Annotated in this window: 8 protein-coding genes and 2 pseudogenes; 2 read left to right on the top strand and 8 right to left on the bottom strand. The window is 39.8% G+C overall.

The window, feature by feature from the left end:
• The 5 genes from CYK16_RS07855 to mecA all read right to left on the bottom strand — a co-directional run bounded on the left by CYK16_RS07855 (position 1) and on the right by mecA (position 5,982).
• Positions 1–1,725, bottom strand: a complete 1,725-nt coding sequence (locus CYK16_RS07855; RefSeq protein WP_060805300.1) for an ABC transporter ATP-binding protein — start codon at positions 1,723–1,725, stop codon at positions 1–3.
• Positions 1,726–1,785: 60 nt separating this feature from the next.
• A complete protein-coding gene (msrB, locus tag CYK16_RS07850; protein WP_060805301.1) occupies positions 1,786–2,724 on the bottom strand; it encodes a peptide-methionine (R)-S-oxide reductase MsrB in 939 nt (312 codons plus the stop codon).
• A 212-nt stretch (positions 2,725–2,936) separates the two neighbouring features.
• Positions 2,937–3,806 (bottom strand): homoserine kinase, encoded by an 870-nt coding sequence (gene thrB / locus CYK16_RS07840; RefSeq protein WP_024057159.1) that lies wholly within the window; start codon positions 3,804–3,806, stop codon positions 2,937–2,939.
• Position 3,807: 1 nt separating this feature from the next.
• Entirely contained in the window at positions 3,808–5,094 is a 1,287-nt protein-coding gene (locus CYK16_RS07835) for a homoserine dehydrogenase (protein ID WP_060805302.1), read from the bottom strand.
• Positions 5,095–5,241: 147 nt separating this feature from the next.
• Positions 5,242–5,982: an adaptor protein MecA gene (gene mecA, locus CYK16_RS07830; RefSeq protein ID WP_060805303.1), complete on the bottom strand. Its 741-nt coding sequence runs from the start codon at positions 5,980–5,982 to the stop codon at positions 5,242–5,244.
• A 124-nt stretch (positions 5,983–6,106) separates the two neighbouring features.
• Here mecA and CYK16_RS07825 point away from each other — a divergent pair.
• Positions 6,107–7,588: pseudogene (locus CYK16_RS07825) on the top strand (oligosaccharide flippase family protein).
• Between the two features lie 114 nt (positions 7,589–7,702).
• A pseudogene (locus CYK16_RS07820) lies at positions 7,703–8,796 on the top strand (ISL3 family transposase).
• A gap of 124 nt (positions 8,797–8,920) precedes the next feature.
• On the opposite strand, the gene CYK16_RS07815 reads toward CYK16_RS07820, so the two are convergent.
• From CYK16_RS07815 to CYK16_RS07805, 3 genes are read right to left on the bottom strand one after another with little or no spacing between them, the layout of a single operon-like run.
• Positions 8,921–10,348, bottom strand: a complete 1,428-nt coding sequence (locus CYK16_RS07815) for a cytosine permease (protein WP_000041459.1) — start codon at positions 10,346–10,348, stop codon at positions 8,921–8,923.
• A gap of 1 nt (position 10,349) precedes the next feature.
• On the bottom strand, positions 10,350–10,535 hold the full coding sequence (locus CYK16_RS07810) for a hypothetical protein (protein ID WP_060805305.1): 186 nt from the start codon (positions 10,533–10,535) through the stop codon (positions 10,350–10,352).
• Position 10,536: 1 nt separating this feature from the next.
• Positions 10,537–12,315 carry a phosphotransferase gene (locus CYK16_RS07805; protein ID WP_060805306.1) on the bottom strand — a complete coding sequence of 593 codons (1,779 nt, stop codon included), beginning with the start codon at positions 12,313–12,315 and terminating at the stop codon, positions 10,537–10,539.
• Between the last annotated feature and the right edge of the window lie 93 nt (positions 12,316–12,408).

Below are 12,408 nucleotides of genomic sequence, written 5' to 3'. Positions count from 1 at the left end.
CTAGTCCTCCTTTCCATGTTGGGATGCATTGATTTCGCGATAGACTTGACTGGATTTCATCAAGTCCTCGTGCTTGCCGATAGCTAGGAGCTCACCTTTTTCCAAGAGGAGAATCTGGTCAGCCATCTGTAAAGTCGATGTTCTTTGAGAAATCAAGATTAAGCTCGTGTTTGGTAAGTTCTCTCGAATAGCCTTCAACAGCTTGGACTCTGTGATGGTGTCGAGGGCCGAGGTCGCATCATCTAGGATGAGAAACGGAGCCTGGCGCAAGACTGCTCGTGCGATAGACAACCGTTGTTTTTGTCCACCTGAGAAATTTCGACCTCCTGCCTCAACTAGGGCATCCAAGAGTCCTTCCTTATCACTGACAAAATCCTTGGCTTGTGCAATTTCCAAGCCCTGCCAAAGTTCTTGGTCCGTTACTTCTTGATTGAAACCTAGAGTCAAGTTAGAACGAATGGTTCCTTTAAAGAGCTCGACTTTTTGAGACACATAGGCAATCCAAGACCGCCACTCCTCTAAATTACTAGGACTACATCCATTTCGATAAAGGTCAATGCTTCCCTTGTCTGCTGGATAAAGTCCAAGGATGAGTTGCACCAAACTTGATTTACCAGAACCCGTTCCCCCAATTATACCCAGGATTTGCCCTTGCTTCATATCAAAGGAAATATCTCTCAGAGAAGGCTGGGCCGCATCAGGATAGGTAAAGGTCAGTTCTTGAACTTGTAAAACCTGATTGCTGGTAACTTGCTTTTTCTCTAATTCTAAATGAATATCTTCTGTAGCCTCAGCAAAAACTTCCTCGATTCGCTTGGCAGAGATATAGGATTGGTTTAGGGAGTTGATCAGCATGGCTAGCTTGACCAATTCCACCAAAATCTGTAGGAGATAGTTAATAAGGGCAATGAGAGCACCTTGACTGAGCAATCCTCCTTGAATAGAAATATAGCCTTGCCAGATAATGACTAGGAGAGTTCCGTTGACAATCAGATAGGTCAAAGGGGTTAATAAACTAGACCAGAAACCTGTCTTTTCTTGTAATCTAGCATAGACTTGGTTAAGGGCTTGAAAAATTTGTAACTCTCGTTTTTCTTGACCAAAAGCACGAATAACCCGCATCCCTTGTATTTGTTGACGCGTTTCCTGAACTAGTTGGTCCGTTTTCTTTCTAAGACTGCTGTAGAGAGGATTAACCAGTCTAGAGAGCCCTACAATAACAATGGTCAAAATGACAACCATGACCAAGAACCAGAGAGTCAGCTCAGCTGATATTCGATAAGCCATAAAAATGGCACCAAAAACGATAATAGGCGCTCGCAAAAAGAGACGCAGGAATTGATTGATACCAGTCTGAATCTGGTAGGTATCCGAAGTCAAGCGAGTCACCAAACTAGAAGTTGTCAGACGGTCTCTGCTGTCCTTAGGCAATGAAAGAATATGACGATAGAGGTCATCTGTCAGTCCTTTGGCAAATCCAACCGCAGCCTTAGCTGAGTAGAACTGGGCTATTAAGGCCACTACAACACCAATCACTGCAAAGATAAGGAGCAGGCCAACCTGCATCCAAAGATGTCCTTGATTTCTCTGGGGCAAGGATTGGTCAACAATCCCAGCAATCACCATAGGAACTAAGAGTTCAAACACAGCTTCAAGTAGCTTGAACAAGGGTGCTAAAATTGATTCCTTGATGTAAGGTTTGAAGTAAGATAATAGGTGTTTCATAAATACCTTCTATTCATATTCTAGAAATGAAGAAAGTGGGAAGTACCCACCCTCTCTGTTTTATTTGTTTAAGTAAGGCAGTAGATAGCCATATCCTTCCTCTTCCATCTCATCCTTGACCACAAAGCGCAAGGATGCAGAATTAATACAGTAACGGAGGCCACCAAACTCACGCGGTCCATCTGTGAAAACATGACCCAAGTGAGCATTTCCTGACCGAGAACGAACCTCAATTCGCTCCATTCCATGACTGAGATCCTTGTAATAATGAATCAATTCCTTGGAAATCGGACGGCTAAAACTTGGCCAACCACATCCTGAGGCAAACTTATCCTTGGCAAAAAAGAGTGGCTCACCCGTCGTAATATCTACATAAATCCCTTCTTCAAAGGTTTGGTCATAGGCATTGGTAAATGGAGGCTCTGTAGCAGCTTCTTGGGTAACACGATAGGATTCTTCAGATAAACTGCCCTTTAACACCTCTTGACTAGGCTTTTCATAGTTAGAGGCATCAATCAATGGCTTATCAGCATCGGTCACATCGATATGACAGTAACCTGAAGGATTCTTCTTAAGATAGTCTTGGTGGTAATCTTCAGCCAGAATGTAGTGGCGAAGTTTCTCCACCTCTACTGCAATCTTTCGCCCAAGCATGCGCTCCTGCTCCTGCACCACTGTGAAGATAGCTGGCAAGTCTGCTTTATCCTGATAATATATACCGGTCCGATACTGACGTCCACGGTCATTCCCTTGTTGATTGATGGATAAAGGGTCGATAACACGGAAATAATAAAGCAAAATCTCTCTGAGTGACACTGTCTTCTCATCATAAATCACTTGAACTGTTTCTGCATGGTCTGTTTCCTTGAGCAACTGGTAATTTGTCGTTTCGACTTGACCATTAGCGTAGCCAACACTGGTTGCTAGCACTCCAGAAATGCGTAAAAAATATTCCTCTAGGCCCCAAAAACAACCACCTGCTAGATAAATTTCTGCCATCTTTATTTCTCCTTTATCAAGTTTTTAACTAATACTCTTCGAAAATCTCTTCAAACCACGTCAGCTTTATCTACAACCTCAAAGCGGTGCTTTGAGCAACCTGCGGCTAGCTTCCTAGTTTGCTCTTTGATTTTCATTGAGTATAAACTTATTTTCAAAAAAAGGATAGGAAGCCCTCTGGTCGAGAGTTTCCCCATCCTATCTTCTATTCTTTATTTTGCTTCGACACGGACACCTTGGGTATCAACCTTCAAGTCATGAAGCTTTCCTTTGAAGGGTTGCTTTTCCAATTCTGCCTTAATCGTTGGCATCTTGTCATGAGAAGCCAAGACCATAACTGTCGGCCCAGCACCAGAGAGGTAGGTTGCATAGGCACCATTTTCTTTGGCCACTTGCTTAATCGTCGCAAATTCTCTCACCAAGTCCTGACGATAGCGCTCGTGGAAGAGGTCTCCCTCGATTGCTTGCCCAGCGGTCACCATGTCTCCTGCCAACAAGGCGGCAACAGCCACATTGGCGATAGAACTAGCCGCAACAGCTTCCTTGTAAGATAATTTCTTAGGCAAGACGCCACGGCTGTCTCGAGTACGCAATTCATAGTTTGGAATGTAGGCTAGAAAATCACATTCTGGGAAGTCTGCTACGATAGCAGAAACTTGTCCATCAACAGAGCTTGCAATAACGAGATTACCATAAATGGCTGGAGCCACATTGTCAGGATGCCCTTCAATCTTAGTCGCTAACTGCAATTTTTCATGGTCTGACAAGTTGAGCTGACCCAGTTGGTTGGCTAGTTCAATCCCAGCTACAATAACCGAGCTGGAAGAACCCAAACCACGCGCCAAGGGAACATCACTGGTCATTTTCAAGCGTCTTGGCTGCAAGTCTGGTACAATTTGCAAAGCGATTTTGAGCAAGAGATTACGCTCGTCATGTGGTATCCATTTGCCAATCTGGTGTTCAATCAGCCACTCATCTCGTTCTTCACATACCTCAATTTGAAGATACTTGGTTACAGCTACACCGACCGAGTCAAAACCTGGCCCGATATTGGCACTGGTTGCAGGTACAATAATCTTCATCTTATTCTCCTAGCACCTTGAAGGTATTCAAAAGATCGAATTCTGAAACCTTCTTCAATTCAGCTGAGACATTTTCAAGCTGGGCTTTATTAATCTTGTGTGTGATGATCACAACACGCGCCTTGTCACCATCTTTTCCATCTTGGAGAATTTGCTTAAAGGAAATTTCTTGGGCATTGAAGATTTCAGCCAACTTCAAGACCTGACCTTTTGAGTCTGGCGCCAAGATTGAGAAGTAGTAATTTGCTTTGACATCTTCTGGATTTGCCAAGACCAAGTCACGACTATATTCGTTGAAGTCTTTTCCAATTGTTCCATCATTCAAGCGACGAACGATACGGACAATATCCGCCACAACACTTGTTGCAGTTGGTTTTTGACCAGCACCTGGTCCATAGTACATAGACTCACCAATACCGATAGATTCTACAAAGACAGCGTTCATTACGCCATTCACACTGGCAAGTGGATGCGCTTTAGGAAGGAAGGTTGGAGTCACTTCTGCAGCAATTCCTGAAGGAGTTTCCTCGATAGAACCAACCAATTTCACTACATAACCTAGCTCTTGAGCTACAGCTACATCTTCTGGTGTGATGTTACGAATTCCCTTGTGGGCTACGTCATCAAAGGCAACCTTCATGCCAAAGGCAAATTGGCTCAAAATAACCATCTTGTAGGCTGCATCAATCCCATCTACGTCATTTGTCGGATCGCTTTCTGCAAAACCAAGTCTTTGCGCTTCCGCAAGAGCATCGTCGTAAGACCATCCTTCTTCCACCATCTTGGTCATCATGAAGTTGGAAGTTCCATTAACCACGCCAAGGACACGAGTGATTTTATCAGAAGCCAAGGAATTTGCTAAAGTACGAAGAATTGGAATCCCACCAGCTACTGCTGCCTCGTAGTAAAGTGCTACCTTGTTAGCTTGAGCGATTTCTAACAATTCTGCACCATGGACAGCCAAAAGGTCCTTGTTAGCAGTAACAACGTGTTTCCCAGCTTCCAAGGCACGAGTGATAAAAGTCTTAGCAGGTTCGATACGCCCCATCAATTCCACTACGATCGTAATGTCTTGATCTGACAAAATGTCATCCACATCGGTTACAAAGTTAAAGTCATTCCCTGCTGCAAGCAAGCGATTCTTTTCATCTTCATCCTTGACCAATACCTTAGCAACTTCAATCTCTGAATGTGCTGATTGATTGATTTTTTCTCCATTTTCCTTTAGGAGGAAGGGCACACCACTTGCAACGGTACCAAATCCTAGTAAAGCAATTTTAACTGTCATGTTTGTCTCCTCGAAATTTTCTAATATAGCCATTATAACAGAATTTTGTGAAAATTCCTATTATAGTAAATCACTATTTCAGTCTAGAAAAGAAAAAACGAATCCCATGATTCGTCTTTCTTGATAGATGAAAATTGATTTTAAAAATTATGAACCAATCTTTTGCAAATTAAGCACTGCATCATGATTCATCAAGACTTGACCATACTCTTGCAAGACTGAACGACTGATATCACTATCGTCTGCAAACTCACGCATACGAGCCAACAGCCAAGCTGGATATGGACTTGGATGATTTTCAATATCCACTAAAATGGTCAAATAATAGCGCTCGTTCATTTTGTAGAGTTCAGAAGTTTCCATCTCAAAAGTCACTGTCTTGGCAAAAGTAACCAAGTCAGCCAACTTAGCAAAAGAAAGGATGTAGTAGATGTAAGGCTCTTTCTTGCTCTCAGCTTCTTGTTCAGCCTGTTCCTGCTCTTCTTCCTTAGCTTCGACTTGCTCTAAAGATTGAATGGCTTCTATATCATCCTTGGTTTTATCTGCGATGCTTTTTTCCAGGGTTTTGATAAATTCATCAGGCGACATTTGAGCCAATTCTTCCATATCTGGTAAATCCGACAAGTCTTCAAAATCTAGATTTTGGTCAATCTTTGACTTGGTCACAAAGACATCTACCTTATCAGGTTTTGGAGTCACACGGAAGCTCAACATACCTGTATCCAAAAAACTCTCAGGCATCTCTAACTCATCTAAGATAGCATAAAAGAACTCTTCTGTTTTTTCTTGAGGGACAAGAAAGTCAGCAATCTCCATTCCTCGATCCATCAAATCTTCTAAAGACATCGTGATTTTTAAAGTTGTATCACTGATTTGTTTCATTTTCATTGCTAGTAACCTCATACTTTCAGTTCTATCTATTATACTAGATTTTTACGATTTTATCAAAAGAATGGAGCGAGAATGTGATATAATACTAGAGACCATTTTACAATACAAGAAAGAAAGTACAATGAAAAATATAAAAGTTAATGCACTGGCTAGCTTGCTAGTCAATGTTCTCAATATCGTTTTTCCGCTGATAACCAATCCTTATCTGACTCGGATTCTCAGCAAATCCAACTACGATTATTTCAATACCGCAAATACCTAGGCTAGCTTCGTCATTCCACTAGCAGCCTTTGGAATATACAACTACGGGATTCGTGCTATCAGTAAAGTTAAGGACGATAAAGATAAGATTAATTATGTCTTCTCCAAGTTATTCTATATATCTGTAATTACTTCTGTCCTTACAACAAGTATCTACTTTTTGTTTATTTACCTGGATAATAGTATTGAAAATTTGAAAGAACTCTACTATATACTTGGTGTCCAGGCTCTCTTCCAATTCCTTTATATTGAGTGGATGAACGAAGCTTATGAAAATTATGCATTCATCTTATACAAAACATTGGCTATTCGCATTGCCATGTTGATTGCTATCTTCACCTTTGTAAAAACTCCAAATGATATCGTACCTTATGCAATCATCATGAGTGCAACGACAATTCTCAACTATCTACTCAGTTTTCTCTGGATTAAACGAGAAGTTTCCTTTGTTAAGATTGGTCTTGTCGAATTAGTCAAAGCATCCAAACCACTCTTGATCATGTTGCTTCTAGCTAATGCCAATATGCTCTATACCTTACTTGATAGAATGTTTATCACCAAAAGGCCTGATGAAAACTATATTTCTTATTACACCATTGCTTCCAGCATCGTCATGTTGATTGCCAGTGTCCTGAGTGGAGCTATCAACGTCAGTATTCCACGTCTCGGCTACTATCTCGGTAAGAAAGACTACGAGTCCTATAAGAACCTTCTAAATCAAGGCGCTGCCCTCTTTTACTTCCTCATCATTCCAACCAGTATTGGGATTATGGTATTAAGGAACTACGCAACTGTCATCTACTCTTCTGAAAAATACCTTGAAGCTGGTATTGTGACTAGTGTCTTCGCTTTTCGGACTATCATTTGGGCCATTGAGTTAATCCTTGGTAAACAAATTATCTTCATCAACGACCACGAAAGTCGTTTAACAGCCTTTTACTTTATTGGTGGCGGTGCCAATATCCTACTCAACAGTCTCTTGTATTTCAATAATATTTTTGCACCAGAGTATTACATTGCTACTACTATTATTGCAGAAACCGTAGTTGTTCTACTAGAAATTTACTTTATCAAGAAACATCATCTACTTGACTTAAAAGAAATCTTTACTACTTTAACACGCTATACTATTGTATCGCTCGGATTCATTCCCATCTATTTCACATTTAAATTCCTTTTCCAAATCAACTCTTATACAGTCAACCTCAATATGATCCTCATGGTTCTCTCGACTATTGCAACTTGTGGAATCTACTATCTCTTGATACTTTTTATCACAAAAGATAAAACATTCCACTATGCACTCAATCTTGTACTTACTAATATAAAAAAGTCTCTATAATATTCGTAGTGGGTAAATCCCCTATAGATATTATGGAGCCTATTTTGTTATAGAAAAAAAGTCCCATATGACCTATAATGAAAAGCGACAAAACAACTCATTAGAAAGATTCATATGGAACAATTATATTTTATCACAAAACTACTCGATATCAAAGACTCAAATATCAAAATTGTAGATATCATCAATATGGATACACATAAGGAAATCATCGCTAAACTGAATTACAATGCCCCATCTTGCCCTGAGTGCAGAAGCTAAAAGATTGCTCAAAAGTTGATTGAAAAGACTTCTATGACCGATATTTCACGCCAGCTTTCCATTTCAACTTCAACTGTCATTCAAAAGCTCAGTGACTTCCATTTTAAACATGATTTTTCTCAACTTCCCGAGATTATGTCTTGGGATGAGTATGCCTTCACTAAGGGAAAAATGAGCTTTATTGCGCAAGATACTGATAACCTCAATATCATCACTGTCCTTGAATGCAGAACACAGGCTATCATCCGAAATCACTTTCTGCGCTACGATAGAGCTGTTCGTTGTCAGGTGAAAATCATTACTATGGATATGTTTAGTCCCTACTATAACTTGGCTAAACAGCTGCTTCGCTTTAGAATTTCTAAACTCAGGCTAAAACAGTCCACTGGACTGTTTTACTCCAACATCTCAGCCGTACTATGAGTCGTTTGCGTGTTCAAATCATGAATCAGTTCGATAGAAAATCCCATAAATACAAGGCCATCAAGCGCTACTGGAAGCTCATCCAACAGGATCGTCGTAAACTAAGCCATAAACAATTTTATCACCCTACTTTTCGTATGCACTTGACGAATAAAGAAATTCTAGATAAGCTTTTGAGCCATTCAGAATACTTGAGACACCACTCCAATGTCTATCAGCTCTTACTCTTTCACTTTCAGAACAAGGAGCCAGACAAATTTTTCGGACTTATCGAGGACAATCTAAAGCAGCTTCACCCTATTTTTCAGACTGTCTTTAAAACCTTTCTTAAGGACAAAGAGAAAATAGTCAACGCTCTTCAACTACCTTATTCTAACGCCAAATTAGAAGCAACCAATAATCTCATCAAACTTATCAAGCGAAATGCCTTTGGTTTTCGGAACTTTGAAAACTTCAAAAAACGGATTTTTATCTCTATGAACATCAAAAATGAAAGGACGAAATGTGTCCTTTCTAGATCTTAGCTTTTCTTCTACCCACTACAGTTGTAAAACTCAAAGGACTTAGTCCTGTGCAATACAGAACTAAATCCTTTCAATAATTATTTTTCCAACTTTTTGAGGTAGTACACAACGTTCTCTCTTAAACTTAAATCGTAACAGAATCTTTATCCTTGAGCATATAGCGTTTTAAACGAGTTAAGCTAGCTAACCAGTACAATAAACCTCCAAAAATTGCAGTGAAGCCACTACCAGTTGTGAGCAGGAACATAGGACTCTGGATGTGCTTTGTTATAGGGTTGTAAACAAATAGTACTGCAACTAACAAAGAAATGATTACACAAGATAATCCTACCATATTAAAGCCATTTGTAAACTCATAGGCGTCATGTCCTTCAACGAAATAGGCTGAACGCAAATCGAGTTTTCGTTTTCTCAAGATAAAGTAGTCGACAACGATCATACCAATAATGGGGCCTTGAATATAGGCAGCCAGCGAGATGAAGGAACCGAAGTACTCTTCTACCCCTCCCCAGATGGTGAGTAGGCTCACGTAAACCATGGCAATCCAAACCATTAGTTTATAGCTTACTTTTGGCATCCCGCTTTTGACAATCATACAGTTCACGTATGATCCTGTCCCTTGGGTTCCAATATTGGCAAAGGCTACTAGTAGTAAACTTAAAAGGGCAAAGGCAGGTGTGCTTAGAGTTGATAGCATGGTTGTTGGATCACTTTCATAAACACCTGTTTTGACAAACATGGCTAGAGCCATAACTCCACCTGTCGCAGCAAAGAATGGAGCAACAACCCCATATGACAAGGCTGTAGCCCAATAGCCACTGCGTTCTGATTTTGCCAAACGTGGTAAGACAAAGGCTTGTGTAGACCAAGAAAAGGCTACGGCCACATTTCCTTCCCCTGACATCATAAAACGTTCAATCGGTGTCAAATTTTCTTGGATGGCAGGTTGGACATTCATAATATCCCTAATCGGAACCGCAACAAAACAGATTCCAACGATGATTAGCCCAACAAATAACAAGGCAACCACCAGAAAGCGATTAGTACCTTTAATCACATCTGGGCCCCCAAGAGCAATCAGCGTTCCAAGGAGAACACAGAGGGTGCCTAGAATCGGTGCCCATACTCCCTTGTCTAAACCAAGCCCAAAATTATTTGCCAAATGAATCATGGAGCTGGCAAAAAGATTAGCGGTAACGGCGTACCAACCAAAATTCGCCAGACTAATCACGGTTGATAGAATGGCCACCCCTTTTTTACCTAGAACGGCTCTCAACCAAATCCATAAATCAATTCCATATTTAACTGCAAACAAGATTGGGAGACATTCAATAAAGACCCAGATAATGTTAAAACTAAAAATATTAATCAACATTTGATTAAAGGTCAAATATTGAGCCACATAGGCTCCTTGGGTATAACACCAGGTTGCGATGGCAAAACCACTTGTCGATAGGAAGAGATCCCAGAAAGAATACTGACGATCCTTGTTGGTCATGGGAACAATACCCGTTATCGTCTCCTGTTGAATGAAGTCATTCATCTTGGACATTTTATTGAATACCTCCTGTCATGGCTAGGATAATCAGAATAAGGTTAATTAGAACTAAGACGATGACTATAGTAAAATCACTTTTTAGAAATGGCTGGGCAAACACATAGTTTGGTGATTCCATTTCTTCTAGCCTTCTTTTCGTTTCATTTGCTATTAATTCTTCAATTTCTGATGTCGGTTTCATCTTAATTATCCTCTAAGTATAAATCTAATGCAAGTTTTCCATACTGCTTGGTATAACGATACCAGATATAAAGAAATTCACCTACTGGTTTTCCAACGCTTTCTTGGAACAGGGCCCACAAGAACCAATAATATGAAGTCACTGATACATAGGCAAAATAGTGACGTTTGGTTTTCTTGTCTGGAACTTCTTGTAGATAGATTTCAAGTACCTTTTCAGCTTCTTCCACTGTATAATTTGAACATCCAATAAAGGTCCCTAAATCTCCCGCTGGATCTCCCATACCAGAATATTCCCAATCAATCAAGCTCATTTCGCCATCTTCATTCAACAAGAAATTTGGGCTATAAGAATCTCCATGGCAGAGAACCTTTTTCGCTTGATCTTCTTGTAAAAGCTTCTCGAGAACTGAGACATTCTTATCCAACTCTTCAAGCCCATCAAATTCAAAACGATTGCTGGCTTTTAATTTTTGTCTAAAATCATCAATTCCCTCAAATTGATCAAAAGAATAATCCGTTTTTTCTCCAGATTGGTGCAAGCGTCTCAAGAGCTCCATTGCTTTTGCTACATCATCCCAATTGTCATAATCCAGTTGCTTGGCATTAGGGATAAATTCTGAAATTTTCCAGCCCTCATCCTTGTTCATGGCAACAAAGGTACGGTCAATCTTTAATTTTGCAGCAATTTCCATGGAAGCCGCTTCACTAGCACGATTGATATAATTCTCCGTTCCTCTACCTGGATGACGGTAAACATATTTCTTCCCTAGGCAGTCAAATGAAAACGAAGTGTTGGTTAAACCGTCTTTTAGGGGTTTAATATTGACAATATCTGAAGCTATACATCCTAATGTCTTACAGACGTTATCAATGATTTCCGAATTAGTATTCACCAAATAGTGTTCATCAAACTGACGCAACTCATCTAGTGAATCAAACTCCTTAACAATGTCTGCTGAATAATGCCGAGCTTCCAAAGGAAGTTCTTTGACGTGACGACTATAATAATCTTCCCAGAGCTGTTCGCGATACGGCTCATGTTTAAATTCAGTTTCCAAAATATCTACGAATTTTTCACTAAATGCACGATCAAAATAAACGTGCCCCACCATAGCCCAAGTATTCGTCCCACCGATTTGAATATCGATAATCGTGTGATTGGAATCTTCCTTAGAGCAGTATTCGTCTGTGTCCCCTTCTGCAAATATAGTCGAATAATAACCTCTGTAAATGTATCGTTCAAACGGATTTTCTACAAAATAATTATCCGAAGAGCAGATATAAGTGTTGGAAAGTTGATCTCTGACTAGCATGAGAGAAGAACAGTTATTGTATTTGTAGTAATCATTATTCACAACGATTTTAACGCCAAACTTTTCTTCCAGATAGAACATTTTTTCTTGTAGATAACCTACAATAACGGTTATATCTTCTATTCCTGCTTCTTGCAGTTGTCTGATTTGCCTCTCTATCAAGCGTTCCCCCTTGACTTGAAGCAATCCTTTGGGAATTTCATAAGACAAAGGAGCAAAACGACTACTCATTCCAGCAGCCATTATAATAGCATTTTCTACTCGATAGGGTTCTAAAACGTTCTTGCCTAGTTCATTTAAGTGATGTTCCTCATCAATCCACTTCTCTTCTTTAAGTTTTCCAACCAATGCATTGACTGTTCCTAAAGATAAATCTAGCTGTTCAGCCAATTGTCTCTGCGTAAAGTTTTCGTCTTTGTGAATCAACAAAAAACGTAAAAGTTTAAATTGTTTTTCTGATAGCATATTCTTAACCTCTTTCGTTCAATATTTCTATCCATTCGATTATACAATGAACATTTGTTTTTGTCAAGTTAGATTCTATATTAAGAAAATAGG

The sequence above is a fragment of the Streptococcus oralis subsp. dentisani genome (assembly GCF_002860905.1).
Taxonomy (GTDB): domain Bacteria; phylum Bacillota; class Bacilli; order Lactobacillales; family Streptococcaceae; genus Streptococcus; species Streptococcus oralis_BA.
This window is presented reverse-complemented; position numbering and strand designations above follow the sequence as displayed.